At 74.4% G+C, this 26,261-nt stretch carries 20 protein-coding genes and 1 riboswitch; of the genes, 7 read left to right on the top strand and 13 right to left on the bottom strand.

Annotated elements, in window-relative coordinates:
* The first annotated feature begins 15 nt into the window (after positions 1-15).
* The 3 genes from AC4OR8_RS09170 to AC4OR8_RS09160 are packed head-to-tail and all read left to right on the top strand — an operon-like array spanning position 16 to position 3,488.
* Positions 16-714 carry a succinate dehydrogenase cytochrome b subunit gene (locus AC4OR8_RS09170; protein WP_492165228.1) on the top strand — a complete coding sequence of 233 codons (699 nt, stop codon included), beginning with the start codon at positions 16-18 and terminating at the stop codon, positions 712-714.
* A 12-nt stretch (positions 715-726) separates the two neighbouring features.
* Positions 727-2,748 carry a fumarate reductase/succinate dehydrogenase flavoprotein subunit gene (locus AC4OR8_RS09165; RefSeq protein ID WP_492165227.1) on the top strand — a complete coding sequence of 674 codons (2,022 nt, stop codon included), beginning with the start codon at positions 727-729 and terminating at the stop codon, positions 2,746-2,748.
* Positions 2,745-3,488 (top strand): succinate dehydrogenase/fumarate reductase iron-sulfur subunit, encoded by a 744-nt coding sequence (locus AC4OR8_RS09160; protein ID WP_492165226.1) that lies wholly within the window; start codon positions 2,745-2,747, stop codon positions 3,486-3,488. Before AC4OR8_RS09165 ends, AC4OR8_RS09160 begins: the two co-directional genes overlap by 4 nt.
* Before the next feature lie 121 nt (positions 3,489-3,609).
* Here AC4OR8_RS09160 and AC4OR8_RS09155 read toward each other — a convergent pair whose 3' ends face one another.
* Genes AC4OR8_RS09155 through trpS form a run of 4 tightly spaced genes read right to left on the bottom strand, consistent with a single transcriptional unit; the run spans position 3,610 to position 6,586 of the window.
* Positions 3,610-3,909 (bottom strand): SCO4848 family membrane protein, encoded by a 300-nt coding sequence (locus AC4OR8_RS09155; protein ID WP_492165225.1) that lies wholly within the window; start codon positions 3,907-3,909, stop codon positions 3,610-3,612.
* Positions 3,906-5,000 (bottom strand): YihY/virulence factor BrkB family protein, encoded by a 1,095-nt coding sequence (locus tag AC4OR8_RS09150; protein ID WP_492165224.1) that lies wholly within the window; start codon positions 4,998-5,000, stop codon positions 3,906-3,908. The genes AC4OR8_RS09155 and AC4OR8_RS09150 overlap by 4 nt, the downstream gene beginning before the upstream one ends.
* Positions 5,000-5,521 carry a 2'-5' RNA ligase family protein gene (locus tag AC4OR8_RS09145; protein WP_492165223.1) on the bottom strand — a complete coding sequence of 174 codons (522 nt, stop codon included), beginning with the start codon at positions 5,519-5,521 and terminating at the stop codon, positions 5,000-5,002. The genes AC4OR8_RS09150 and AC4OR8_RS09145 overlap by 1 nt, the downstream gene beginning before the upstream one ends.
* Before the next feature lie 9 nt (positions 5,522-5,530).
* Positions 5,531-6,586 (bottom strand): tryptophan--tRNA ligase, encoded by a 1,056-nt coding sequence (gene trpS / locus AC4OR8_RS09140; RefSeq protein ID WP_492165222.1) that lies wholly within the window; start codon positions 6,584-6,586, stop codon positions 5,531-5,533.
* Positions 6,587-6,695: 109 nt separating this feature from the next.
* On the opposite strand from trpS, the gene AC4OR8_RS09135 reads away from it, so the two are divergent.
* Entirely contained in the window at positions 6,696-7,847 is a 1,152-nt protein-coding gene (locus AC4OR8_RS09135) for a GNAT family N-acetyltransferase (protein WP_492165221.1), read from the top strand.
* On the opposite strand, the gene AC4OR8_RS09130 is transcribed toward AC4OR8_RS09135, so the two are convergent.
* The 4 genes from AC4OR8_RS09130 to AC4OR8_RS09115 form a co-directional block, all read right to left on the bottom strand.
* Positions 7,796-9,082 (bottom strand): MFS transporter, encoded by a 1,287-nt coding sequence (locus AC4OR8_RS09130; RefSeq protein WP_492165220.1) that lies wholly within the window; start codon positions 9,080-9,082, stop codon positions 7,796-7,798. The genes AC4OR8_RS09135 and AC4OR8_RS09130 overlap by 52 nt on opposite strands.
* 116 nt (positions 9,083-9,198) lie before the next feature.
* Positions 9,199-9,633, bottom strand: coding sequence for a hypothetical protein (locus AC4OR8_RS09125; RefSeq protein ID WP_492165219.1), 435 nt, complete (start codon positions 9,631-9,633; stop codon positions 9,199-9,201).
* Between the two features lie 65 nt (positions 9,634-9,698).
* A complete protein-coding gene (locus AC4OR8_RS09120; RefSeq protein WP_492165218.1) occupies positions 9,699-13,238 on the bottom strand; it encodes an ATP-binding cassette domain-containing protein in 3,540 nt (1,179 codons plus the stop codon).
* Positions 13,239-13,373: 135 nt separating this feature from the next.
* Positions 13,374-15,587 (bottom strand): NADP-dependent isocitrate dehydrogenase, encoded by a 2,214-nt coding sequence (locus AC4OR8_RS09115; RefSeq protein ID WP_492165217.1) that lies wholly within the window; start codon positions 15,585-15,587, stop codon positions 13,374-13,376.
* Between the two features lie 165 nt (positions 15,588-15,752).
* On the opposite strand from AC4OR8_RS09115, the gene AC4OR8_RS09110 reads away from it, so the two are divergent.
* The gene (locus AC4OR8_RS09110) at positions 15,753-16,904 is read left to right on the top strand and encodes an MIP/aquaporin family protein (RefSeq protein ID WP_492165216.1); all 1,152 of its coding nucleotides are present in this window, start codon (positions 15,753-15,755) and stop codon (positions 16,902-16,904) included.
* Positions 16,905-17,086: 182 nt separating this feature from the next.
* Positions 17,087-18,073, top strand: coding sequence for a malate dehydrogenase (locus tag AC4OR8_RS09105; protein ID WP_492165215.1), 987 nt, complete (start codon positions 17,087-17,089; stop codon positions 18,071-18,073).
* Positions 18,074-18,198: 125 nt separating this feature from the next.
* Here the strand turns inward: AC4OR8_RS09105 and AC4OR8_RS09100 are convergent, their stop codons facing one another.
* From AC4OR8_RS09100 to AC4OR8_RS09080, 5 genes are all read right to left on the bottom strand, one after another.
* Positions 18,199-18,642: a DUF3017 domain-containing protein gene (locus AC4OR8_RS09100; protein ID WP_492165214.1), complete on the bottom strand. Its 444-nt coding sequence runs from the start codon at positions 18,640-18,642 to the stop codon at positions 18,199-18,201.
* Positions 18,643-18,652: 10 nt separating this feature from the next.
* Positions 18,653-19,501, bottom strand: a complete 849-nt coding sequence (locus tag AC4OR8_RS09095; RefSeq protein ID WP_492165213.1) for a bifunctional methylenetetrahydrofolate dehydrogenase/methenyltetrahydrofolate cyclohydrolase — start codon at positions 19,499-19,501, stop codon at positions 18,653-18,655.
* Between the two features lie 938 nt (positions 19,502-20,439).
* Positions 20,440-22,002: a bifunctional phosphoribosylaminoimidazolecarboxamide formyltransferase/IMP cyclohydrolase gene (gene purH / locus AC4OR8_RS09090; protein WP_492165212.1), complete on the bottom strand. Its 1,563-nt coding sequence runs from the start codon at positions 22,000-22,002 to the stop codon at positions 20,440-20,442.
* Positions 22,003-22,037: 35 nt separating this feature from the next.
* Positions 22,038-22,136: riboswitch (ZMP/ZTP riboswitch) on the bottom strand.
* 10 nt (positions 22,137-22,146) lie between these two features.
* Entirely contained in the window at positions 22,147-22,755 is a 609-nt protein-coding gene (gene purN / locus AC4OR8_RS09085; protein WP_492165211.1) for a phosphoribosylglycinamide formyltransferase, read from the bottom strand.
* Between the two features lie 9 nt (positions 22,756-22,764).
* Positions 22,765-24,111 carry a cell division protein PerM gene (locus AC4OR8_RS09080; RefSeq protein WP_492165210.1) on the bottom strand — a complete coding sequence of 449 codons (1,347 nt, stop codon included), beginning with the start codon at positions 24,109-24,111 and terminating at the stop codon, positions 22,765-22,767.
* Between the two features lie 92 nt (positions 24,112-24,203).
* On the opposite strand from AC4OR8_RS09080, the gene AC4OR8_RS09075 reads away from it, so the two are divergent.
* Positions 24,204-26,168: a hypothetical protein gene (locus AC4OR8_RS09075; protein ID WP_492165209.1), complete on the top strand. Its 1,965-nt coding sequence runs from the start codon at positions 24,204-24,206 to the stop codon at positions 26,166-26,168.
* The last annotated feature ends 93 nt before the right edge of the window (positions 26,169-26,261 follow it).

Genomic DNA, 26,261 nt, shown 5'->3' with positions numbered 1-26,261 from the left:
GTACCGTGACATCTTGTGGCCACACCGACTCTCGTCCGAGGAGCGCGCTCGACGCGCTCGACGATCACGCTGAAGATCGCCATGGCCGTCAGCGGCCTGATCTTCATCGGCTACGTGCTCGCGCACATGTACGGCAACCTCAAGGCCTTCGGCGGCGAGGAGTCGTTCAACGGCTACGCCGAGCACCTGCGCACGCTGGGTGAGCCGCTGCTCCCCGAGAGCGGCCTGCTGTGGGTGCTGCGGCTCGTGCTGATCGCCGCGCTCGTCGTCCACGTCGCCGCCGCGGCGGCCCTGTGGAAGCGCGCCGCCGACGCCCGCCCGGTGCGCTACCAGGTCACGAAGCGCCGCAACTCGTCGCTGTCCTCGCGCACCATGCGCTGGGGCGGCCTCGCGCTGCTGGCGTTCCTCGTCTGGCACCTGCTCAACTTCTCGATCGTCAAGGTCAACCCCGCCGGCGGCGCGACCGACAACCCCTACCAGCTGATGGTCGACTCCTTCGAGCTGTGGTGGATGACGCTGATCTACCTCGTCGCCATGTTCGCCCTGGCGATGCACCTGCACCACGGCACCTTCAGCTCGATGCAGACCCTCGGCCTCACCAACACCGCGGCGGCCCGCACCCGGGCCCGCACCGCCGGCTGGGTGCTCGCCGTGGTCGTCGCCGGCGGCTTCTCGCTGGTCCCCCTGTTCGTCCTCTTCGGCGTCATTCAGTAAAGGGAGCCCCCCATGGCAGCCACCGACACCACCGGCACCTCGGCGCTCAACCAGCCCTCCGTGCAGCAGTCCGACGACGCGCGCGGCTACTACACGCCGGGCGAGCCCATCGTCGACGCCAACACCCCCAGCGGACCCATCGCGATGCGCTGGACCAACCGCAAGTTCGAGAACCGGCTGGTCAACCCGGCCAACCGCCGCAAGCTCGACGTGATCATCGTCGGCACCGGCCTCGCCGGCGGCGCCGCGGCGGCCACCCTGGGCGAGGCCGGCTACAACGTGAAGTCGTTCTGCTACCAGGACTCCCCGCGTCGTGCCCACTCGATCGCGGCCCAGGGCGGCATCAACGCGGCGAAGAACTACAAGGAGGACGGCGACTCGGTCCACCGTCTCTTCTACGACACCGTCAAGGGCGGCGACTACCGCTCGCGCGAGTCGAACGTCTACCGCCTCGCCGAGGTCAGCGCCAACATCATCGACCAGTGCGTCGCGCAGGGCGTCCCGTTCGCCCGCGAGTACGGCGGCCTGCTCGACAACCGCTCGTTCGGTGGCGTGCAGGTGTCCCGGACGTTCTACGCCCGCGGGCAGACCGGCCAGCAGCTGCTGATCGGCGCCTACCAGGCCCTGGAGCGGCAGGTGGCGGCCGGGCAGGTCACGACCTACACCCGCCACGAGATGCTCGAGCTGGTCATGGTCGACGGCAAGGCGCGCGGCATCATCGCCCGCGACATGTCGACCGGGGCCATCGAGACCCACCTCGCCGACGCGGTCGTGCTGGCCTCCGGGGGCTACGGCAACGTCTTCTTCCTCTCCACCAACGCGATGGGCTGCAACGTCACCGCCACGTGGCGGGCGCACCGCAAGGGCGCCTACATGGCCAACCCCTGCTACACGCAGATCCACCCGACCTGCATCCCGGTCTCCGGGGAGCACCAGTCGAAGCTGACGCTGATGTCGGAGTCGCTGCGCAACGACGGCCGCATCTGGGTGCCCAAGCGGGCCGAGGACTGCGACAAGCACCCGCGCGACATCCCCGAGGAGGACCGCGACTACTACCTGGAGCGGATCTACCCCTCGTTCGGCAACCTGGTGCCCCGCGACATCGCCTCGCGCCAGGCCAAGAACGTCTGTGACGAGGGCCGCGGCGTCGGCCCCGTCGTCGGCGACTTCCGCCGTGGCGTCTACCTGGACTTCACCGACGCGATCGCCCGCCTGGGCCGCGACGGCATCGAGGCCAAGTACGACAACCTCTTCGACATGTACGAGCGGATCACGGGTGAGAACCCCTACGAGGTCCCGATGCGGATCTACCCCGCCGTGCACTACGTCATGGGCGGGCTGTGGGTCGACTACAACCTGCAGTCCAACCTGGAGGGCCTCTTCGTCACCGGCGAGGCGAACTTCTCCGACCACGGCGCCAACCGCCTCGGCGCCTCGGCGCTGATGCAGGGCCTGGCCGACGGCTACTTCGTGCTGCCCAACACCATCCGGGACTACCTCGCCGACGGGCCGTTCGCGCCGATCGACGAGTCGCACCCCGCCGTGGTCGAGGCCCGCACCTCCGTCGAGCACCGCATCGACACGATGCTCTCCATCCAGGGCACCCGCTCGGCCGACAGCTTCCACAAGGAGCTGGGCCACATCATGTGGGAGTACTGCGGCATGGAGCGCTCCGAGCCGGGGCTGCGCAAGGCCATCGACATGATCCGCGAGCTCAAGGCCGAGTTCTGGAGCAACCTGAAGGTGCTCGGCACCGCCGACAGCCTCAACCAGGGCCTCGAGAAGGCCGGCCGGGTCGCCGACTTCATCGAGCTCGGCGAGCTCATGTGCATCGACGCCCTCAACCGTCGCGAGTCCTGCGGCGGCCACTTCCGGGCGGAGTCGCAGACCGACGAGGGCGAGGCGCTGCGCCAGGACGCCGAGTTCTCCTACGTCGCGGCCTGGGAGTTCGGCGGCGACGCCGGCCAGCCGGTGCTGCACAAGGAAGACCTGCTCTACACAGCCATCGAGATGAAGCAGCGGAGCTACAAGTGAACCTCACCCTCAACATCTGGCGGCAGGCGAACCGGGACGCCCAGGGCGCGATGCACAAGTACCGCGTGCAGGAGATCTCCGAGGACATGAGCTTCCTGGAGATGCTCGACGTCCTCAACGAGCAGCTCAACGAGCAGGGCGAGGAGCCCATCGCCTTCGACCACGACTGCCGCGAGGGCATCTGCGGCTCGTGCGACCTGATGATCGACGGCCAGGCGCACGGCCCCGAGGTCACCACGACCTGCCAGCTGCACATGCGCTCGTTCAAGGACGGCCAGGAGATCACCATCGAGCCGTGGCGCGCCAACGCGTTCCCGGTGGTCAAGGACCTGATCGTCGACCGCTCCGCCTTCGACCGGATCATCCAGGCCGGTGGCTACGTCTCGGTCAACACCGGCGCCGCCCCCGACGCCCACGCCACCCCGGTGCCGCAGGAGGACGCGCTCAAGGCGTTCAACGTGGCCACCTGCATCAGCTGCGGCGCCTGCGTCGCGTCGTGCCCCAACGGCTCGGCCTCGCTGTTCCTCGGCGCGAAGATCACCCACCTCGGCCGGCTCCCTCAGGGTCAGCCCGAGCGCGACGAGCGCGTGGTCAACATGGTCGCCCAGCACGACCACGAGGGCTTCGGTGGCTGCACCAACATCGGCGAGTGCACCGCGGCGTGCCCCAAGGAGATCCCGCTCGACGTGATCTCCCAGCTCAACAAGGACCTGCGCACCGCCATCCGGCACGGTCACTGAGACCACCCGCTCCCCCGGCAGGGGGTGCGACGACGTACGACGGGCCCCGTCCGGCGCGAGCCGGGCGGGGCCCTCGTGCGTCCGGGGCGGAAGCGGACAGCGGCGGCGGGCCGGCCGGCGGTCAGCCCCGGCCGCGGGCCCGCAGGGCGCGTAGGCCGAGACGCGCCAGCACCACGCCGATGACGACGTTCACCACGATCAGCACGGTGTGGGCGACCCAGTAGCCGGTGGGGCGGTCCTCGCCGGCGGCGTGGGCCGACCAGAGGTTGCGGGTGAACGTGGCGTAGGTGACGAAGTTCCAGACCGCGATGCCGACCAGCAGCCAGCCGTGCCGGCGCTCGAGGCGGAGCCCGCCGGCGGCGCCGTGGCCGGCCGAGGGGGCGCTGGACGGGGTGGACGGGGTGGTGGGGGTGGTGCTCATGCGTGGTCGTCCTTTCCGGTGGTCCTGCGGACCACGGCCGCGGCGGCCGCGGCGGTGACGGCGCCGGCCACGAACGGCCGCAGGCGGGTGCTGCGGGGGTCGTGGCCCACCACGGTGTCGTGGTCGCCGCCGGGCAGCACCACCGACATGCCGTCGGCGGCCGAGGGCAGCGGCGGGCCCTGCACGGGGTCGGCGGGCTCGGCGATCCGTGCGGCTTTGGCCTGGGCCGTGGTGTGGGCGAAGGCGGCGGAGTAGAGGATCAGGCGGGAGAAGTAGTTGATCCACACCAGCAGCACCAGCGCGATGCCGAAGGCCTGCGCTCCGGGCTGCTCGCGGGTGGCGCCGAGCAGCAGGTTGGAGAGCTGCTTGAGCACCTCGAAGGCCACCGCCCCGAGCAGCGCGCCCTGCCACAGGGAGCGGCGCGGGGTGTGCGGGTCGGCCAGCAGCCGGTACATGACGTAGAACAGCACGGCGTTGGCGAGCAGCCCGAACACGACGGTGACCAGCTTGACCGCCCAGCCCAGCTCGGCGCCGAGGCCCAGGAAGTCGAGGACGTAGTCGGACAGGGCGCTGACCAGGCCGGTGAGCGCCACCGCCACGAGCAGCACCGTGCCGATGACGGCCAGGGCGCGCAGGTCGCGCAGCTTGCCGATCACGAACCCCGGCAGCTCGCGCTGCGGGATCTCGAAGACCACCATCAGCGCGTCGCGCAGGGCCGAGAGCCAGCCCAGACCGGCGTACAGCACGCCGGCCACGCCGAGGACCGCGGCCCACCCGGAGAAGGTGCGGATGTCCTCGAGCGACAGCTGGCCCTCGTCGGTGCCGACCAGGCCCGGCAGCAGCAGCCTGATGGCGTCGCGCAGGTCGCCGTTCGCGCCGGGGTAGACCTCGGAGACGATGCCGACCACGAAGAACGACAGGGCGAGCAGCGGGAAGATCGACAGGAACCCGAAGTAGGTGACCGCCCCGGCCTGCTGCCCGGCCTTCACTCCGCCGTAGTGCTCCTGCATCGACAGGACGTGGTCGACCAGAGGCCGCCGGCCCCGCAGGCGCCACAGCCGTGACTGGGCGTCGTCGACGACCGCGACCATCAGTGCCGCTCCCCCTCGAGCGCGAACTCGCGCCGCGGTCGCCAGCCGTGGGTATCGTCGTGCACGTAGAGGTGGAACCCGTCCACGTCGAAGGTGCACTCGAAGTCACCGAGCTCGGCGAACGCCTGGTCGAGCCGGTCGTCGTCGAGGTGGTGGGCGACGGTGACGTGGGGGTGGTAGGGGTACTGCAGCTCCACGTCGAGCGGTCCGCGGCGCACGGCCGCGGCCAGCTGCTCGCACTGCGCGATGCCCTCGACCAGCGTCACGAACACCACCGGCGAGACCGGGCGGAACGTGCCGGTGCCGCGCAGGTGCACCCGGAACCGCTCCGTGCCACCGGCGACCTCCCCGAGGTGGCAGGCCACCTGGTCGAGGGCGTCGTCGTCGATGTCGACCGGAGGCACCAGCGTGATGTGGGTCGGGATCATCGCGGCGGTGGTGTCGCCGACCCCCTCGCGGTAGTCCTGCAGCTCGCTGGCCCAGGGCTCCGGGATCGCGACGGCCACCCCGATCGTCGTCACGTGGCGACCCTAGCGGGACGGGGCGACGAACCCGACCCGCTGGTAGACGTCGCGCAGTGTGGCCTCGGCCACGGCGGCCGCCTGCTGGCGGCCCTGCTCGAGGACGGTGCTGAGGTGCGCCTGGTCGTCGAGCAGCTCGAGGGTGCGGTCGCGGAACGGCGTGACGACGTTGACCACCACCTCGGCGAGGTCCTTCTTCAGGTCGCCGTAGCCCCGCCCGGCGTACTGGTCGACCAGGGAGGTGATGGCCTCGCCGGTGAGCGCGGAGTAGATCGTCAGCAGGTTGCTCACGCCCGGCTTCTCCTCGAGGTCGTAGCGCACCTCCGAGCCCGAGTCGGTGACCGCCGAGCGCACCTTCTTGGCGCTCACCCGGGGGTCGTCGAGCATGTCGATGATCCCGGCCGGCGACGACGCCGACTTCGACATCTTCGACGTGGGGTCCTGCAGGTCGGCGATCCGGCCCGTGGCCTTGAGGATGTAGGGCTCGGGCAGCCGGAACGTCTTCTTGTAGCGGTGGTTGAAGCGCTGGGCGAGGTCGCGGGTGAGCTCGAGGTGCTGGCGCTGGTCCTCACCGACCGGCACGTAGTGCGGCCGGTAGAGCAGGATGTCGGCCGCCTGGAGGATCGGGTAGGTGAACAGCCCGACCGAGGCGGCACCCTCGCCCTGCTTGGCCGACTTGTCCTTGAACTGCGTCATCCGCCGCGCCTCGCCGAAGCCGGTCAGGCACTGCAGGACCCAGCCGAGCTGGGCGTGCTCGGGCACCTGGCTCTGCAGGAAGATCGCCGAGCGTGCCGGGTCGATGCCCATCGCCAGCAGCTGCGCCGCAGCACGCAGGCAGCGGTCGCGCAGCACCTTGGGGTCCTGCTCGACGGTGATCGCGTGCAGGTCGGCGATGAAGAAGAACGGCTGGTGGTCGCGCTGCAGGTCGACCCACTGGCGGGTGGCGCCGAGGTAGTTGCCGAAGTGGAAGGAGTCGGAGGTCGGCTGGATCCCGGAGAGCACCCGGGGGCGCGCGCCCGTCGGGGTCGTGGGCACGGCGATGTCCGGCTCGGTCGTGGCGGCCATGGGTCCATCCTCCCTGATGACCACCCGGTCGTGCTCACGGGTGTCCCGCTCGGGCCGGCCGCCACGGAACGCGGTTGCCGCGGGGCACGCGCCTTGGCAGGGTGCGCCCATGGCGACGCCCCCGGTCACGGCCCCCACCCTCACCGACGCCGGTGCCGGTGGAGGCGCCGGTGGGGGCGCCGTCGTGCTGCGCGGGCACCGGCCCGACGACGCCGTCGCCTGCCTCGAGCAGTGCCAGGACCCGCTGTCGCAGCGCTGGACCACGGTGCCGGTGCCCTACACCCTGGAGATGGCCCGCGACTTCGTCGGGCGGGTGATGCCGGCCGGCTGGGCCGACGGCAGCGAGTGGGGTTTCGTGGTGGAGGTGGACGGCCGCTATGCCGGCACCGTGTCACTGCGTGACGAGGGCTCGGGACGCGCCGAGGTGGCCTACGGGTCACACCCCTGGGTGCGCGGCACCGGCCTGATGGAGCGCGCGCTGCGCCTGCTGCTCGCCTGGGGCTTCGAGCAGCAGGGCCTCTCCACCGTCGTGTGGTGGGCCGAGCGCGGCAACTGGGCCTCGCGCAAGCTGGCCTGGCGCCTGGGGTTCACCGTCGAGGGCGACGTGCGCCGCTACCTGCCCCAGCGCGGGCGGCTGGCCGACGCCTGGGTCGGCACGCTGCTGCGCGGCACCCCCACCACCCCGCGCACCGCCTGGCTGGACGTGCCCGGGCTGGCGGCCGACGGCCTGGCCCTGCGGCCCTGGCACGCCGACGACGTGCCCCGCATCGTCGAGGCCTGCGCCGACGAGACCAGCCAGCGCTGGCTGGGCCAGCTGCCCTCGGCCTTCGACGCCGACGACGCCCGCGCGTGGCTCGAGGCCACCACCGAGCGTCTCGCGCTGGGCACCGCGGTCAACTGGGCCGTCGTCGACCCGGCGCACCCCGAGCGGGTGCTGGGCTCGGTCGGCTGGTTCGCGATGGTGCCGTTCGTGACCTGCGAGGTCGGCTACTGGACCCACCCCGACGCCCGGGGGCGCGGGGTCGCGCTGCGGGCGCTGCGCGCGGTGACCGGCCACGTGCTCGACGACCTGCACGTGCGGCGGGTGAGCTGCGGCGCCGCGGTCGACAACACGGCCTCGCGCCGGGTCATCGAGCGGGCCGGCTTCCGGCAGTACGGCGTGGAGCGCCTCGGCGCGCTGGTCGGCGACGGACGCGCCGACCTCGTGCGCTACGACGTGGTGGCAGCGGAGTGGGCCGAGGCCCGCACCGAGCGGTCCTGACCCTCGGCGGCGGCGGCATCGGCGTCGGCGGCCGCGTCGTCGCGCCCGGACTGGCGGGCGGCGAACAGCAGGATCGCCACGCCCAGCACGGAGAGGGCGGCGCCCACCAGCGCCGGCGCGCGGTAGCCGTAGCCCGCGGCGATCACCAGGCCGCCGACCCAGGCGCCCAGGGCGTTGGCGACGTTGAGGGCGGCGTGGTTCATCGCCGCGCCCAGGGTGACGGCGTCGCCGGCGACGTCCATCAGCCGCAGCTGCAGGTTGACCACCAGCACCGAGCCGGTGGCGGTGATCAGGAACAGCACGGGCAGCAGGAACCAGCCGTACGGCGCGACCGCCCAGAACAGCAGCATCAGCACCGCGGAGCCGGCGCCCGCCAGGATCAGCGACCGGAACACCGACCACGCGGCCAGCTCACCGGCGACCCACGTGCCGGCCACCATGCCGAGACCGAAGGCCAGCAGGAACACCGGCACCGTGCCGGAGCCGAGCATCGCGACGTCGGTGACGGTGGTGGCGATGTAGGAGTACACCGCGAACATGCCGCCGAAGCCGATGGCACCCGCGGCCATGGTGAGCCAGACCTGGCGCGAGCCGAAGAACTCGCGGGCCTCCTTGCCGCCGGTCGCGTCGGGGTCGACGGGCCGCGACGGCACGAAGGCCAGCACCAGCACCATGGTGAGCGCGGCGATGGCGGCGGTGCCGACGTACGCCGCGCGCCAGCCGAGATTCTGCCCGACGAAGGTCGCGGCGGGCACGCCGACGACGTTGGCCACCGACAGGCCGAGCATCACCGCGGCGATCGCGCGGCCGCGCTTCTCGGGCGCGGCGAGGTCGGCGGCCACCAGCGACGCGACGCCGAAGTAGGCGCCGTGGGGCAGGCCGTCGAGGAAGCGGGCGGCGGTGAGCATGCCGTAGCCGGTGGCGAGGGCGCTCAGCACGTTGAACAGCGCGTAGGCGCCCATCAGCCCCACCAGCAGGCCGCGGCGCGGGAGCCGCGCGGCGAAGAACGACAGGACCGGGACGCCGGCGACCACGCCCAGGGCGTAGGCGGAGATGACGTGGCCCGCCTTGGGCTCTGAGACGCCGATGCCCTCGGCGATCTGCGGGAGCAGGCCCATCGTCACGAACTCGGTGGTGCCGATGGCGAAGGCGCCGATGGACAGGGCCAGCACGGCCATCGCGTAGCGCGGGTGGGCGCCCTGACGGGGCCCGGTCGCGGTGGCGGAGGAGGTCATGAGTGCCTTTGATCGATCCAACGGGGTGACGACATCCTCCAACCCCGGCCCCTCCCCCGGCTATTCCTCAGCAGGGCCGGCTGCAGACCGCACGGGACGGCTCGGGTCGGCACGGGTCAGCACGCGTCGCGCAGGCCGGCCACCGCGTCGTCGAGCCGGTCCTGCTCGCGCGCCACGGCGCCGCGGTCGACGGGCGTGCCGTCGGTGGCGGCCCCGGCCTCGTCGGCCAGCGCGTCCAGGGCCCCGGTGACCTCGGCGACGCGACGACGGGTCTGGCCGCTCAGCCCCTCCTCGGCGCTGCGGGCGGTGTCGCGCAGCGCCTCGAGCTCGCGGCGGGCCGCGGCGGGGTCGGCGCCGATCCGGTCGACGACACCCTGGGCCTGGCCGGCCACCTCGTCCATCGTCGAGCGCGCCACCGAGCAGGCGGCGTCGCCCGCGGCGTCGGAGGCGGCGTCGCGCACCTGCTGCTCCGAGCAGCCGGCGCCGGCGAGCAGGACCCCGAGGGTCGCCAGGACGACAGCGGCACGGCGGACGGCGGTGGTGGGGCTCACGGGCGGGCTCCTGGGTCGGGCGCGGGGACGGGTCGTCACCAGCCTGCCAGAGGCGGGCGCGCGGCTCAGCCGGCCAGGTGTCCCCAGCGGCCCGCCAGCTCGCGCCACGGGCCGACCGCGGCGACCTCGCCGTCGACGAGCACGACGACCCGGTCCGCCTGGGCGAGGGCCGCCTGCTTCGACGTGGCGCCCAGCACGGTGGTGCCGCGCTCGCGCAGGGAGGCCCACAGCTCGATCTCGGTGGCGGCGTCGAGGGCGCTCGACACGTCGTCGGCCAGCAGCAGCTCGGTGCCGGCGGCGAGCGCCCGCGCCAGCGCGAGCCGCTGCACCTGGCCGCCCGAGAGGCGCACGCCGCGGTGACCCACCACCGCGTGCACGCCGCCGGCGTCGGCCACGTCGGCCTCGAGCCGGGCGTCGACCACGGCCCGGTCGACCTCGCGGGCGTGGCCGAGGCGGACGTTGTCGTCGAAGGTGCCCGACAGCACCCGCGGCACCTGCGCGACGTGGGCGACCTGGCCGGGGCGCAGGAAGCGCTGGGGGTCGTCGACCTCGACGCCGTTCCACCGGATGGAGCCGGTGTGGGAGACCAGGCCGGCCAGCGTGGCCAGCAGGCTCGACTTGCCCGAGCCGACCTGGCCGAGCACCAGCACCAGCTCGCCGGCCTCGACGCTGAGGTCGACCCCGACGACCCCGCGGGTGCCGTCGTCGTGCACGGCGGCGACGTCGGTGAGCTCGAGGCGCTGCAGCGGCACCCGGTCGGTCGGGGCGGGCTCGGGGGCCTCGCCCGCCACCAGGTCGACGCCGGGCGGGAGCGCCATCAGGTCGACCCCGCCGGCCAGCCGGCTGGTGGCCTGCTGCCAGGCGCGGGTGCCGGGGGCCTCGGTGATCACCGAGCCGGCCACGCGGCCGAACCAGTCGAAGCCGTTGACGGCGTTGGCCACCAGCAGCGCGGTGGCGAGGTCCCAGCGGCCGGCGACGAGCACGGCCCAGGCGGCCACGACTCCGCACTGCACCATCACCACGGGCACCCCGTCGAGCACTGCCTGCACGCGGTGCTCGCGCACGGCGGCGTCGACGCGGCCGCCGTCGACCGCGCGCAGGTGGGCGTGCACCGCCGGGGTGGCGGCGGCCAGCTTGACCGTGCGGCTCGACTCGAGGGCCGAGACCAGGGAGCGGCCGAAGTCGGCGCGCGCCGCCGACGACGCGGCGGCTGAGCGGCCCGCGATCGGACGGCCGAACGACGAGGCCACGGCCGAGGCGACCATCACCGCGAGCAGCACCCCGCCGGCCAGCAGGCTGCCCGAGAGCAGCGTCGTGACGACGATGATGATGAGGCCGTTGACGAAGTCGACCCACCGGTCGGCGTAGCGCGCGAACCGGTCGGCGTCCATCGCCCGGGCCACCACCTCGCCCGGGGGCGTGCGGGTGAGCCGCTCCTGGCCGGTCTGGCCGACCAGCACCGCCATCCGCACCCGCAGCATGACCTCGATCCACCAGCGGGGGTAGCGCCGGAACGCCTCGGCGAGCAGCAGCGGCGCCACGAGCAGGGCGCCGACCAGCGCCACGGTGAGCCAGACAGTGGTGCCGGTGGCGGCGTCGCCCCGCTCGAGGCCCTGCACGAGGTGGCCCCACACGAAGCCGGTGACCGCGCCGTAGGCGCCGGTGAGCGAGGCGAGCAGGAAGAGCACGGCGCCGGCGACGCCCCAGGCCGGGCGGATGCTGAGGGCGTGGGTGATGCCGCCGGCCAGGCTGCGACCGCCCTCGACCTCGGGCGGGGTCGGCGGCGGGCCGGTGCGCCGGCGGCCGCCGACGGCGGAGGACCGGTCGGCGCCCCCGGCGTCGGGCTCGTCGGTGCCGAGGTCGCCGCCCGCGTCGAGCAGCGTGCGGAACCGGCCCGGCCCGGCGGCGAGGACGGCGCGCGGGCCCTGCTCGACCACCCGGCCCTGCTCGAGCACGGCCACCAGGTCGGCGCGGGCGGTGGTGGTGAGCCGGTGGGCCACCAGCAGGCCGGTGCGGTCGGTCAGCAGGCGGTCGGCGGCGCGGACGACGAGCGACTCGGTGAGGGGGTCCATCCGGGCGGTGGCCTCGTCGAGCACGACCACCGAGACGTCGCGCACCAGCAGCCGGGCGAAGGCGACCAGCTGCTCCTCGCCGGCCGACAGGGTCGTGCCGCCCGGCCCGAGCGGGGTGTCCAGGCCGCGGGGCAGACCGGCCACCCACGGCTCGAGGCCCAGCTCGACGACGGCGGCCTCCACCCGCGCGCGCGGCACGTCGGCGAACAGGGCGATGTTCTCGGCCAGGGTGCCGGCGAGGATCTCGGTGCGCTGGGTGACCACGCCCACCGCGGCGCGCAGCTGCTGGAGGTCGAGGTCGAGCACGTCGACGCCGCCGAGCAGCACGGTGCCGGGCTCGGGGTCGACGGCGCGGGAGACCAGGGCCGCGAGGGTCGACTTGCCGGAGCCGGTGCGCCCGACCAGCGCGCAGGTGCTCCCGGCGGGCACGTGCAGGTCGACGTCGCGCAGGGCGAAGCTGCCCTCGGTGTAGGAGAAGTGCAGGTCGCGCAGCTCGAGGTCGAGGCGGCCCGGCGGCACGGGGTGCCCGCCGACGGGCTCCGGCACGGTGGCGAGCAGCTGGCGCAGCCGCATCAGGGCGCCGACGCCTGCCTGCAGGTCGGGCAGGTGCTGGGCCAGCGCGGCGATCTGGCCGGTGAAGCGGGTGGTGACCAGGAACAGGGTGACCAGGCTGGCCACCGACAGCCCACCGTCGACGACGAGCGCGACGCCGACCACGCCGGTGGCGGCGAGCAGCGCGTGGAGCAGGACGCCGGCCCGCCGGGCCACCTGCGTCTCCACCTGCAGCACCCGGTCGAGCAGGCGGTGCACCCGCGCCGACAGCACGGCGCTGCGCCGCAGGACGTGGGCCTGGCCGAGGCTGGTGCGCAGGTCGTCGCGACCGGCGACGCCCTCCTCCATGGCCGCGGCCTGGTCGGTCCAGGCCATCTCCTCCACGACCTTGCGGGAGGCGACCTCGGGCAGCAGCGGGCGCACGACGAGCACGGCGGCCACCGCGAACAGCGGGAAGAGCAGCCAGGAGGGCCACCAGGTCAGGCCCGCCACGATCCACAGGGGCACCACGCCGAAGGCGGTCTGCAGCGCGTCCCACACCTGCCGGCGCACCAGCGTGCCGACCTCGTGGGTGTCGTCGTCGACGCGGTCGAGCACCTCGCCGACGGCCTGCTCGGAGAGCAGCTCGAGGGGCTGGTGGAGGGCTGCGTCGAGGAGGTCGGCGCGCAGCCGGCCCTCGGCGCGGTCGACCACGCCGGCCCACATCGTGCGACCGACGGTGTCGAGCAGCGCGGCGCCCACGACGCAGAGCGCGAGCACGGCGACGAGCGAGGTGGCCGGGTCGGCCGCGAGGCGTCCGGCCACCACCGTGCCGAGGGTCTGCCCGACGGCCGCGACCACCGAGGCCAGCAGCGCGACCGTGGCGACGGGGCCGCGCAGGCGTCGCCAGTCGACCCGGCGGGCGGGGTCGACGGGCGGCGGGCTCGTCGGCGCGGGCGGGACGGCAGGGGTGTCGCGCTCGGCGAGGCTGGTCGTGGACATCACCCCGCACGCTACGCGGCCGCACCGACCTCGCTCGACCGGTTTGATCGGCGTCCGGGCGGGCCCGCACGCACGACCGGGCCGGAGCCGCCACGAGGCGACGCCGGCCCGGTCGGGCGCGCGGTGGGACGGGGGTCAGCCCAGCGAGGCCAGGGCCTCGTTGAGGGTGGCCGAGGGCCGCATGACCTGGTCGGCCAGGGCGTCGTCGGGGCGGTAGTAGCCCCCGATGTCGGCCGGGCTGCCCTGCACGCCGTTGAGCTCGGCGACGATGGTGTCCTCGGCGCCGGCGAGCGTCTCGGCCAGCGGGGCGAACGTCGAGGCCAGCTCGGCGTCGTCGGACTGCTGCGCCAGCTCCTGGGCCCAGTAGAGCGCCAGGTAGAAGTGCGAGCCGCGGTTGTCGATCCCGCCGACGCGGCGGGTGGGCGACTTGTCCTCGTTGAGGAACGTGCCGGTGGCACGGTCGAGGGTGTCGGCGAGCACCTGCGCCCGGGGGTTGTCGGCGAAGCCGGCCAGGTGCTCGAACGACGCGGCGAGGGCGAAGAACTCCCCGAGGCTGTCCCAGCGCAAGTAGTTCTCCTTCACCAGCTGCTGCACGTGCTTCGGCGCGGAGCCGCCGGCGCCGGTCTCGAAGAGCCCGCCACCGTTCATCAGCGGCACCACGGAGAGCATCTTGGCCGACGTGCCGAGCTCGAGGATCGGGAACAGGTCGGTGTTGTAGTCGCGCAGCACGTTGCCGGTCACCGAGATGGTGTCCTCGCCGCGGCGGATCCGCTCCAGGCTGTACGCCGTCGCCGCGGCGGGCTCCATGACCTCGATGGTCAGGCCCTCGGTGTCGTGCTCGGGCAGGTACTGCTCCACCTTGGCAATGAGGTTGGCGTCGTGGGCGCGGGTCTCGTCGAGCCAGAACACCGCCGGGGCACCGGAGGCGCGGGCGCGGGTGACGGCGAGCTTCACCCAGTCGCGGATCGGGGCGTCCTTGGTCTGGCAGGCGCGCCAGATGTCGCCGGGCTCTACGGTGTGCTCGGTCAGGGTCTCCCCCGCGCCGTTCACCACGCGCACGGTGCCGGCGGCCGGCACCTCGAAGGTCTTGTCGTGCGAGCCGTACTCCTCGGCCGCCTTGGCCATCAGGCCGACGTTCGGCACCGAGCCCATGGTGGCGGGGTCGAACGCGCCGTTCGCGCGGCAGTCGTCGAGCACGGTCTGGTAGACGCCGGCGTAGGAGGAGTCCGGGATGACCGCGAGGGTGTCGGCCTCCTCGCCGTCGGGGCCCCACATGTGGCCCGAGCTGCGGATCATCGCCGGCATGGAGGCGTCGATGATGACGTCGGAGGGCACGTGCAGGTTGCTGATGCCCTTGTCGGAGTCGACCATCGCCAGCCGCGGTCCGGCGGCGAGGCCGGCGTCCACGGCGGCCTTGATCGCGTCGCCGTCGGGCAGCTCGCCGACCGCGCCGAGCAGGGCGCCGAGGCCGTCGTTGGGCGAGATGCCCGCGGCGCTCAGCTGCTCGCCGTACTGCTCGAAGAGCGTGGGGAAGAACGCCTGCACCACGTGGCCGAAGATGATCGGGTCGGAGACCTTCATCATCGTGGCCTTCAGGTGGGCCGAGAACAGCACGTCGTCGGCCTTGGCGCGCGCGACCTGCTCGGTGAGGAAGCGGCGCAGCGCGGCGACGTTCATGAACGTGGCGTCGACGACCTCGCCGGCGAGCACCGGCACGGCCTCCTTGAGCACCGTGACGGTGCCGTCGGCGCCGACGTGCTCGATGCGCAGGGTGTCGTCGGCCTCGACGACGACCGACTGCTCATTGGCGCGGAAGTCGTCGGCGCCCATCGTGGCGACCTGGGTGCGCGAGTCGGCGCTCCAGGCGCCCATGCGGTGCGGGTGGGCCTTGGCGTAGCCCTTCACCGAGGCGGGCGCGCGCCGGTCGGAGTTGCCCTCGCGCAGCACGGGGTTGACCGCGGAGCCCTTGGTCTTGTCGTAACGGGCCCGCACGTCGCGGTCCTCGTCGCTCTGCGGGTTCTCCGGGTAGTCGGGCAGGTCGAAGCCCTGGCCCTGCAGCTCGGTGATCGCGGCCTTGAGCTGGGGCACCGACGCCGAGACGTTGGGCAGCTTGATGATGTTGGCCTCGGGCGTGGTGGCCAGCTCGCCGAGCTCGGCGAGGTGGTCGGCCACCCGCTGCTCCTCGCTCAGGCGCTCGGGGAACTGCGAGATGATCCGGCCGGCGAGGGAGATGTCACGCGTCTCGACCTCCACACCGGCCTGGGCGGCGTAGGCCTGGACGATCGGCAGGAACGAGTACGTCGCCAGCAGCGGCGCCTCGTCCGTGTGCGTGTAGATGATGGTGGCCATGGTGCGGCGACTCCTCAGGAGCTCGAAGAATTCTTGACGTCAAGATACCTGACGGCCCGGACCCGGCGATCGGGCAGCGGCTCGACCCACCCTGTCAGCCACCGGCCGACTAGTCACCCTCGCCGCGGGGTTTGCGCAGGCCCCGCGAGGGGGACCACTGCGGTCATGTCCTCCACGTCTGACACCCCCGACGACTCGTCGGCCTCCTCCTCGCGCGAGCCGCTCGCCGCGCTGCCCCACCGCCTGGCCGCCGAGGCGCTCGGCACGATGCTGGTCGTGCTGGTCGGCGGCACCACCGCCGTGCTCACCGACTACGACGCGCTGGCGACCGCGCTGGCCTTCGGTCTCGCGCTGGTCGCGGCCTCGCTGGCCTTCGGCCACGTCTCGGGCGGCCACTTCAACCCCGCGGTCTCGGTGGCCACGGGCGCCGGCGGCCGACTCGCCTGGCGCGAGGTGGGCCTCTACGCCGCGGCGCAGCTGCTCGGCGGCGTGCTCGGCGCGCTGGTCGGCTTCCTGCTGCTGCTCGGCATCGAGGGCTACGGCACCGACGTCGGCTTCGGCCAGCCGTTCTTCGGCGACCAGAGCCCGTCCGACTACGCCCTGTGGGCCGCGCTGCTCTCCGAGGTCGTGCTCACCGCCGTGCTGGCGTGGGTCTACCTCGGTGCCACCGACGGCCGCTCCGCCTGGACCGTCAGCGCCCCGCTGGCCACCGGCCTCGCCCTCACCGTCATCTACCTGGCCACGAACAACCTGACCGGTGGTGCCGTCAACCCCGCCCGCTCGCTCGGCTCGGCCCTGTTCTCCGGCGGCGACGCGATCGTCCAGGTCTGGCTCTTCGTCCTCGCCCCCCTCGTCGGCGGCTTGCTCGCCGGCGTCGCCTACCCCGCCCTGCTCGGTCGTCACCGCGGCGCCGTCGCCGGCTCGGGCCTGAAGCTCTCCCGCCCCGCGCGTCCCGCGGCGCAGGCCGCCCCCCAGCAGTGGGGCCAGCAGGGCGGCTACGCCCAGGGCTGGGGCCAGGGCACCGGCGGCTCGCCGTACGGCGCCCAGCCCGGCGCGCAGGCCGGTGCGCAGACCGGCGCCCAGCCGGTGGCCCAGCAGGGTCAGCAGCAGGGCTGGGGCCAGCAGCAGGAGCCGGCCCCGATCATCCAGGACGGCTGGCAGTGGGACCCGGTCGCCGGCCAGTGGAAGCCCGCCGAGCAGCCCCAGCCGCCGCAGCAGGGCTGGGGCGCCCCCCAGCAGGCCCAGCAGGCCCCGCAGCAGCAGCAGCAGGGCCAGTGGCCCGAGGAGGGCGACGGGCGCACGCAGATCCGCCCCTGACCCCCACCACTGTGTGAACGACGGCCGACGCCGGTGCAGGACGACCTCGTCCTCACCGGCGTCGGCCGTTCGCGCTCACCCGGCCCGCGGCGCGGCGGGCACCGGGCGCGGTCGGCCCCGGTGCCCCGGGACCCCCGACCGCTGCTAGCGTCGCAGGACACGTCCAGACGCAAGGAGATCTCGTGAGCCCCACCCCGTTGAAGGTGGCCGTCACCGGCGCCGCCGGTCAGATCGGCTACAGCCTGCTCTTCCGCCTCGCCAGCGGCGCGCTCACCGGCGGTGCGCCCGTCGAGCTGCGCCTGCTGGAGATCACGCCGGCGCTGAAGGCGCTCGAGGGTGTCGTCATGGAGCTCGACGACTGCGCGTTCCCCGGCCTGGCCGGTGTCGAGATCGGTGACGACGCCGAGAAGATCTTCGACGGCGTCAACCTCGCCCTGCTCGTCGGCGCCCGCCCCCGCGGCCCCGGCATGGAGCGCGGCGACCTGCTCTCCGCCAACGGCGCGATCTTCACCACCCAGGGCAAGGCCCTGAACGCGGTGGCCGCCTCCGACGTCCGCATCGGCGTCACCGGCAACCCCGCCAACACCAACGCGCTGATCGCGATGAGCAACGCCCCCGACATCCCGCAGGAGCGCTTCTCGGCGCTGACCCGCCTCGACCACAACCGCGCCATCTCGCAGCTGGCCGCGAAGACCGGCGCGCCGGTCACCGACATCACCCACATGACGATCTGGGGCAACCACTCCGCCACCCAGTACCCCGACCTGTTCCACGCCCAGGTCGCCGGGCGCAACGCCGCCGAGGCCGTCGGCGACCAGGACTGGCTGGAGAACACCTTCATCCCCACCGTCGCCAAGCGCGGCGCGGCCATCATCGAGGCCCGCGGGTCGTCGTCGGCGGCCTCCGCCGCCTCGGCCACCATCGACGCCGCCCGCGACTGGCTCTACGGCTCGGCCGAGGGCGACTGGGTGTCGATGGCCGTGCGCTCGAACGGTGAGTACGGCGTGCCGGAGGGCCTGGTCTCCTCCTTCCCCGTCACCACGAAGGACGGCGACTGGTCGATCGTGGAGGGCCTCGAGATCGACGAGTTCTCCCGCGCCCGCATCGACGCGTCCACCGCTGAGCTGGCCGACGAGCGCGCCGCGGTCACCGAGCTCGGCCTCGTCTGAGCCGCACCCCGCGGTCACCCCGCACCGCACGAGGGCCCTCCCGGTCGACCGGGAGGGCCCTCGTCGCGTCAGCGGCCGTGGGTCGGCGCAAGGGGTCGGCGCCGGGGGTCGGCGCCGGCCGGGGGTCAGGTGCCGGGCTGGTTCGGGATCGTCTGGGCCAGGAAGACCAGGAGGCCGCCGACTCCCCCCAGCAACGCGCAGTCGACCAGGCGGTGGCGCACGGCGAGCATGCCGGCGTCGCGGCCGGGCAGCACGAGCCGCACGAGCGCGGCGGCGACCAGCGCAGCGGCGAGGCAACGCACGCCGAGGCGCCAGTCGCCGGTGCCGACGACGGCGATGCCCGCAGCGCCGCAGCCGAGCACCAGCAGGTAGACCAGGCCACCCACGGTCGAGGGGTAGCGGCGCTCCTCCACGACCGGGGCGGCGCCGTCGTCCTCGGGCGGCGGGGCGGCCTCGGCCGCGGCCAGCGCCTCCAGCTCGGCGGCCACCTCCTCCGCGCTCGGCACCGGCGGGACGGCGAGCGGGTCGTCAGGGGGGTCGGGCTCCGCCGCGGGTTCGGGTCGGGTCACCAGGCTCACCTCAGGCCTGGGCCTCGGCCATGTCGACGAGGTTCGACAGCAGCATCGCCCGCGTCATCGGGCCCACACCACCGGGGTTCGGCGACACCCAGCCGGCCACCTCCCACACGTCGGCGGCGACGTCACCGGCGATCTTGCCGTCGACGCGGGAGACCCCGACGTCGAGGACGGCGGCGCCCGGCTTGACCATGTCGGCGGTGATGATGCCCGGCACGCCGGCGGCCGCGACCACGACGTCGGCGTTGCGGACGTGGGCGGCGAGGTCGCGGGTGCCGGTGTGGCACAGCGTGACCGTGGCGTTCTCCGAGCGCCGGGTCAGCAGCAGCCCGAGCGGACGGCCCACGGTGACCCCTCGGCCGACCACGACCACCTCGGCGCCGGCCAGCGGCACGTCGTGGCGGCGCAGCAGCTCCACGATGCCGTGGGGGGTGCACGGCAGGGGCGCGGTGTTGCCGAGCACCAGCCAGCCCAGGTTGGTGGGGTGCAGGCCGTCGGCGTCCTTGGCGGGGTCGACCAGCCCGAGCACGCGGTTCTCGTCGATGCCACGCGGCAGCGGCAGCTGCACGATGTAGCCGGTGCAGGCCGGATCGGCGTTGAGCCGGGCGACGTGCCCCTCGATCTCCTCCTGCGTGGCCGTGGCCGGCAGGTCGACGCGGATCGACTCGATGCCGACCTCGGCGCAGTCCTTGTGCTTGCCGCCGACGTACCAGCGCGAGCCCGGGTCGTCACCGACCAGCACGGTGCCGAGGCCCGGCACGACGCCGGCCTCGCGCAGCGCGGCCACCCGCGTCGTGAGCTCCTGCTTGATCGCCGCCGCGGTGGCGCTGCCGTCGAGCCTCTGTGCCGTCACCGCGCCAGTCTAGGGACGTGACGGCCCCACGGCGCCGACCGGTGCGCCGACCCGCGGTGGTCGAGCAGAGTGGAGCGCCACCGACGACACCGAGGGACCCGCTGCGCGCCCCGGTGGTCGAGCAGTGAGGAGCGCCAGCGACGAACGTCGTCGAGACCCCTGCAACCCACGCCGGGACTGGACCCGGGCCGGTACCAGCGCAGGCGCCAGAGGTCTCGACGACGCTCGCCGAGGGCTCGCTGCTCGACCAACGGGTGGCCGCTGGCGCCGAGGGCTTCGCTGCCCGCCCCGGTGGTCGAGCAGAGAGGAGCGCCAGCGACGAACGTCGCCGAGGGACCCGCTGCGCGCCCCGGTGGTCGAGCAGTGAGGAGCGCCAGCGACGAACGTCGTCGAGACCCCCGCAACCCACGCCGGGACCCGACCCGGGCCGGTACCAGCGCAGGCGCCAGAGGTCTCGACGACGCTCGCCGAGGGCTCGCTGCTCGACCAACGGGTGGCCGCCGGCGCCGTGGGCTTCGCTGCCCGCCCCGGTGGTCGAGCAGAGAGGAGCGCCAGCGACGAACGTCGTCGAGACCCCCGCAACCCACGCCGGGACCGGACCCGGGCCGGTACCAGCGCAGGCGCCAGAGGTCTCGACGACGCTCGCCGAGGGCTCGCTGCTCGACCAACGGGTGGCCGCTGGCGCCGAGGGCTTCGCTGCCCGCCCCGGTGGTCGAGCAGAGAGGAGCGCCAGCGACGAACGTCGTCGAGACCCCCGCAACCCACCCCCCGTGGTCGAGCAGAGAGGAGCGCCAGCGACGAACGTCGTCGAGACCCCCGCAACCCACGCCGGGACCCGACCCGGGCCGCTACCAGCGCAGGCGCCAGAGGTCTCGACGACGCTCGCCGAGGGCTCGCTGCTCGACCAACGGGTGGCCGCGGGCGCTGGCGCGGCCTCGTCAGTGGAAGAAGTGGCGGGTGCCGGTGAGGTACATCGTCACGCCGGCGGCGCGGGCGGCCTCGAGGGTGAGCTCGTCGCGCATCGACCCGCCGGGCTGCACGATGGCGGTGACGCCGGCGTCGATGAGGATCTGCGGGCCGTCCTCGAAGGGGAAGAACGCGTCGGAGGCGGCGACCGCGCCCACGGCCCGCTCGCCGGCCCGGGAGACCGCGAGACGGCAGGAGTCGACCCGGTTGACCTGACCCATCCCGACGCCCACCGAGGCGCCGTCCTTGGCGAGCAGGATGGCGTTGGACTTCACCGCGCGGCACGCCGTCCAGGCGAAGGCCAGGTCGGCCAGCACCTCGGGCGAGGCGGCCTCGCCGGCGGCGAGCGTCCAGGTGGCGGGGTCGTCGCCCGCGGCGTCCACGGCGTCGACGTGCTGCACCAGCAGGCCGCCGCTGACCGGCCGCGTCTCGACACCGCCGCGCCCGCCCACGGGGCACACCAGGATGCGGATGTTCTTCTTGCCCTGCAGGACCTCCACGGCGCCGTCCTCGTAGGCCGGCGCGACGATCACCTCGGTGAACACCTCGGCCACCTGCTGCGCCATCTTCACCGAGACGGGGCGGTTGACGGCGATCACGCCACCGAACGCGGACGTGGGGTCGCAGGCGTGGGCGCGGCGGTGGGCCTCGGCGACGTCGGCGCCCACGGCGATGCCGCAGGGGTTGGCGTGCTTGATGATCGCCACGGCCGGGTCGTCGAGGTCGCCGACGGCGCGGCGGGCGGCGTCGGTGTCGACGTAGTTGTTGTACGACATCTCCTTGCCGTGCAGCTGCTCCGCGCCGGCGAGGCCGGCCTCTCCGCCGGCGCTGCGGTAGAGCGCGGCGGGCTGGTGGGGGTTCTCGCCGTACCGCAGCACCGACGACCTCTCCCACGTCGCGCCCATCCACGCCGGGAAGCCCGTGCCGTCGGAGGTGTCGGTGAGCACGTCGCCCATCCAGGACGCCACGGCCACGTCGTACGACGCGGTGTGCACGAACGCCTCGGCGGCCAGCGCGCGGCGCTCGTCGAGGGTGAAGCCGCCCGCGCCGACCGCGGTCAGCACGTCGGCGTAGCGGCCGGGCGAGGTGACGATGGCCACCGACGGGTGGTTCTTCGCCGCGGCCCGCACCATCGAGGGGCCGCCGATGTCGATCTGCTCCACGCAGTCGTCGGGCGCAGCACCCGACGCGACGGTGTCGGTGAAGGGGTAGAGGTTGGAGACCACGAGGTCGAACGGCGCGATGCCGAGGTCGGCGAGCTGCGCGACGTGGTCGTCGAGGCGGCGGTCGGCCAGGATGCCGGCGTGCACCGCGGGGTGCAGGGTCTTGACCCGGCCGTCGAGGCACTCGGGGAAGCCGGTGAGGTCCTCCACCTTCGTCACCGCCAGCCCGAGCCCGGCGATCAGCGCCGCGGACCCGCCGGTGGAGACCAGGGCCACGCCCGCGGCGTCGAGGCCTCGGACGAGCTCCTCGAGCCCGGTCTTGTCGTACACGGAGACCAGGGCCCGGGTGATCGGGACGCGCGTGTCGGTCATGGAGGTGCTCCTCATCGGTTCGTCGGTCGAGTCGATGAGGGCACCCAGGCGGTCGATGCACTCGCCCCCGCGTCACAGCCCGTGCGGGGCACTCCCCGGTGGTGGTCCCACCTGCGCCAGTCGTGTGGGTCCATCGTAGGGGGCTCAGCGCCCCAGACGCACCCGGCGGCCCTCCACGGTGAAGCCCTCGCGCACCATCCGGCCCACCGTGGTGACCAGCATCGCGCGCTCGGCCACCTTGATCCGCTCGTGCAGCGCGGCGACGTCGTCGTCGTCCTCCACCGGCACCGCGCTCTGCGCCACGATCACCCCGGTGTCCACGCCGGCGTCGACCACGAAGAGCGTGGCGCCGGTGACCTTCACGCCGTGGGCGAGCGCGTCGGCGGGGCCGTGCATGCCGGGGAACGACGGCGACAGCGCGGGGTGGGTGTTGACCACCCGCCCGCCGAGACGGGCGAGGAACGCCGGCCCGACCAGCTTCATGAAGCCCGCGAGCACGACCAGGTCGGGTTCGTGGGCCGCCACGGCGGTGGTCAGCGCGTCGTCCCAGGCCGCGCGGTCGGGGTGGTCGCCGACCCGCTCGACGAACGTCGGCACGCCGGCGCGCTCGGCGCGGGCGAGGCCCTCGATGCCGGCGCGGTCGGCCCCGACGGCCACCACGCGGGCGCCGTACGCGGGATCGGTGCAGGCGTCGAGGAGGGCCTGCAGGTTGGTGCCGGAGCCCGACACCAGGACGACGAGACGGGCGGGCACGCCGGGAGTCTAGGGCGCGGTGGGCTGGCCGGTGCCACCGTCGTCGCCCGCGGTGTCGTCGGCCCCGTGGCGCGCGGCCCGGTGGGCGGCGTGGCGCTGCCACGCGGTGACCAGCAGCCCGCCCACGAGCCCGCCGAGCCCGAAGGTGGCGATCGCGTGCACGGTGACGTCGTGGGCCAGCGGCCCGACGTCGCGCATGCGGCCCGGGCCCACGGCCCCGCCGGCCAGCGCGGCGAGGAGGCCGAGCACGAGGCCGGCCACCACCCCGCCGACGCCGCCGCGCAGCGCACCCTCGTCCCAGCGCAGGGTGGGTGCCCGGCGCTGGGCCTGCACGGCGACCACGGCGGCCACCAGCGCCGGCAGCCCCACGAGCGCGGCCGTCCAGGCGGGCGGGGTGCCGACGTCGGGCAGCGCCGCGAGCAGCGGGAACATCGGCAGCGGTCCCACCACCACGGTCTCGGGCGAGACGAGGGTGGCGGTGCCGACGGTGAAGCCGGGCCCGACGAGGTAGGCGGCGGCGAACAGCACGGCGTTGGGCACGACCGCCAGGCTGGCCGCGGAGAAGACGGTCGCGTCACCGGCGTCGGTGTGCAGCTGGGCCAGCACGTTGGCGGCGGTGCCGAGGTCGACGACCAGGGCGACGACGAACGCCAGGGCGGCCAGCGCGAGCCAGGTCAGCAGGAGCCGGCGGGCCGTCACCGCGGCGCCGCGCAGCGAGGGCGGCACGGCGGCGGCCCAGATGGCCGCTCGACCCGAGCCGACGGCGACCGCCGGGCCCGCGACCAGCAGGCCCAGCGCGGCCACCCAGGCGAGCACGGCCGGCACCGACGGCGAGGTCTCGGGCGTCGCGGCCAGCGAGGTGGCCGCGACCGCGACGACGGCGTACCCGGCGACGAAGACCAGCACCGCCTGCGGGACGGTCCAGTCGCGCTCGCCGTCGCTGATCGCGTCGGCGTCGGGACCGTGGCCCGAGACCGACTCCCCCACCCGCAGACCGAGACGCCAGCAGGCCAGCGCGCAGAGCAGCGTGAGCCCGAGCGGGACGGCGGTGACGGCGACCCCGCCGACGACCACCCCGGAGCCGTGGGCGGTCGCCCACACCAGCGCACCCACCCGCAGCGCGTCGCGCGGGGCGCCGTGGGCGCCGGCGTCGGTGGCGAACCAGCCGATCACCGCCAGGCACAGCACCACGAGCAGCGTCACCGACGCGGCGGCGATCCCGCCGAGCAGCGCGGCCGGCACCAGCGGACGGCGACCGGCGGCGCCGACGACCCCGGTGGGCGCCGTCGCCGTCGTGCGCGGGACCTTGCGGACCCGCGTCGAGGTGGTCGAGGAACCAGGCAGCAGCGACGTCATGACCCCTGCATCCTGACCCGACCACCCCGCGCCGCGGTGGACCCACGCCGGAATGGCGGGCACACCCGGCGGTTGCGTACCGTGGAGCGGCCATGAGGGATCCCGACGACTTCGACGCGTTCTACAAGGACGCCCGCGAGCGCCTGCTGCTGCAGACCTACGCGCTCACCGGGGACCTCGGCGCCGCCCGGCACGCCGTGCGCGACGCGTTCGTGGCGGCCTGGCACCACTGGGGCAAGGTCGGTCGCCGCGACGACCCCGAGTCCTGGGTGCGCCCGCTGGCCTGGTCGCACGCGCTGCGCCGCCACACCACCCGCCCCTGGCACCGCGAGAAGGGCCTCGACCCCGAGGCGCAGACCACGCTCGACGCCCTGGCCGGGGTGCCGGTGACCCAGCGCCGGGTGCTGCTGCTCTCCCACCTCGCGGCCGTGCCGATGAGCGAGCTGGCCCGCGAGCTGGGCCTGACCACCGAGGCCGCCGAGCGCGACCTGCAGAGCGCGACCGCGCAGTACGGCCTGCTGCGCGACTCCCCCACGCCGCTGGTGCGCACCACCCTCGAGCCGCTCGCCGCGGTCGTCGCCGACGTGCGCTGGCCCCGCTCGAGCATCCTGCGTCGCGCCGGGGCCACCCGGCGGCGCACCCACACCGCGGTGGGTGCGGCCGCCACGGTGGCCGCGCTGGTCGCGACCGGCGCGCTGGTCACCGACACCAGCGGCGTGCGCCCGACCCTGCAGCGCGCGGTGACGGCCGCCCCGGGCGACTCCGCCGCGCCGGGGGTCGAGAGCCCCGACGAGCAGTCCGCCGAGCCGGAGCCCGAGCCGCTCGTCGAGGAGGCCCTCCTCGACGCCCGGGCGGTCTCCGCGCGGGTGCCGGGCCGGGGCTGGTCGACCGGGGCGACCACCGACAACACCAGCGGCGACGGACTGGTGCTGCCCTGCCAGACCGCCCGCTACGCCGACCCCGGGGGCACCGCGGCGTTCGTGCGCGACTTCGACGACGCACCCGCCCGGGTCGACCCCGACCGCGCGGTGTGGCAGCTGGCGGAGTCCTCGCGCACCGACCGCGCCGCACAGCGCTCCTTCCGCACCACCGTCGACTGGTTCGCCGGGTGCGGCGAGCCGCGGGCGCGGCTGGTCTCCACCCAGGAGGTCACCGGCGTGGGCGAGGAGGCGCTGGTCCTCGAGCTGCGCCTCCCCGACGCCAGGCCCGGGCAGAGCGTGGTGGCCGGTGTCGCCCGCACCGGTCGCCTGGTCACCGCCACGGTCAGCAGCCGCGAGGGCGAGCGCCCCGACGACCTGCTCGACCAGGCCCGCCTGCTCGCCGACGCCGTCGACGGGCTGTGCACGCAGCCGGACGCCGGTGCCTGCGCCCAGCGGCCCGGGCTGCGCCCCACCGACGCCCTGCCCGTCGGCGACGTGCCGAGCCTGCTCTCCGAGATCGACCTGCCCCCGGTGGGCGGGATCACCCGGCCCTGGGTCGGCACCGGTGCCCGGCGCGCCGTCGACAACGACGCCGCGACCCGCTGCGACCAGACCCGCTTCGCCGGCGCGTTCCGCGGCGCCACCTTCGCCGACAACCGCACCCGCACCTTCCTCGTGCCGCGGGCACAGGTGCCGACGTCGTTCGGCCTGACCCAGACCGTGGGGTCGCTCCCCGAGCCGCAGGCCCGCGCGCTGGTGGCGCAGGTGCGCTCCGAGCTCGCCCGGTGCGCCGACCGCGACCTCGGCACCGAGGTCGCGCAGGTGGCCACGCAGACCGGCCCCGAGCGCTCCCTGGACGTCTGGGACGTCACCTTCGAGCTCTCCGACGACGAGTCGCTGCGCTTCCGGATGGCGCTGCTGCGCCGCGGCACCGCACTGAGCCAGATCGGCTTCGTGCCGGCCCCGGGCGCCGACATCTCGTCGGCCGCCTTCCTCGACCTGACCGCCCGTGCCGCCGAGCGGCTCGGCACGCTGCCGGCGCCGGCGGCGGCCCGCCAGTCGCAGCGCCAGTCACAGCAGCAGTCACAGCAGCAGTCGCCGCGGTCCCAGCAGCCGCAGTCGCGCGACCGCGGCTGAGCAAGCGCCTCGTCGGTCACTTCGGCGTGGCGTGCAACCGTCCGCCGTGCCGAGGCGTACCACTCCTGACAGCGCAGGACGCCGCACCGGGCC

Source organism: Nocardioides sp. FY1077 (assembly GCF_058681775.1).
Note: the sequence above shows the minus strand (reverse complement) of the source record. Positions and strands in the feature narration are given on the sequence as shown.

Bases quoted from the DNA above. Each gene is read 5' to 3' on its own strand.
- AC4OR8_RS09075 (WP_492165209.1), top strand. From the start codon at position 24,204: ATGAGGGATCCCGACGACTTCGACGCGTTCTACAAGGACGCCCGCGAG.
- AC4OR8_RS09155 (WP_492165225.1), bottom strand. From the start codon at position 3,909: ATGAGCACCACCCCCACCACCCCGTCCACCCCGTCCAGCGCCCCCTCG.
- AC4OR8_RS09115 (WP_492165217.1), bottom strand. From the start codon at position 15,587: ATGGCCACCATCATCTACACGCACACGGACGAGGCGCCGCTGCTGGCG.
- AC4OR8_RS09165 (WP_492165227.1), top strand. From the start codon at position 727: ATGGCAGCCACCGACACCACCGGCACCTCGGCGCTCAACCAGCCCTCC.
- purH (WP_492165212.1), bottom strand. From the start codon at position 22,002: ATGACCGACACGCGCGTCCCGATCACCCGGGCCCTGGTCTCCGTGTAC.
- AC4OR8_RS09080 (WP_492165210.1), bottom strand. From the start codon at position 24,111: ATGACGTCGCTGCTGCCTGGTTCCTCGACCACCTCGACGCGGGTCCGC.
- AC4OR8_RS09110 (WP_492165216.1), top strand. From the start codon at position 15,753: ATGTCCTCCACGTCTGACACCCCCGACGACTCGTCGGCCTCCTCCTCG.
- AC4OR8_RS09130 (WP_492165220.1), bottom strand. From the start codon at position 9,082: ATGACCTCCTCCGCCACCGCGACCGGGCCCCGTCAGGGCGCCCACCCG.
- trpS (WP_492165222.1), bottom strand. From the start codon at position 6,586: ATGGCCGCCACGACCGAGCCGGACATCGCCGTGCCCACGACCCCGACG.
- AC4OR8_RS09150 (WP_492165224.1), bottom strand. From the start codon at position 5,000: ATGGTCGCGGTCGTCGACGACGCCCAGTCACGGCTGTGGCGCCTGCGG.
- AC4OR8_RS09135 (WP_492165221.1), top strand. From the start codon at position 6,696: ATGGCGACGCCCCCGGTCACGGCCCCCACCCTCACCGACGCCGGTGCC.
- AC4OR8_RS09120 (WP_492165218.1), bottom strand. From the start codon at position 13,238: ATGTCCACGACCAGCCTCGCCGAGCGCGACACCCCTGCCGTCCCGCCC.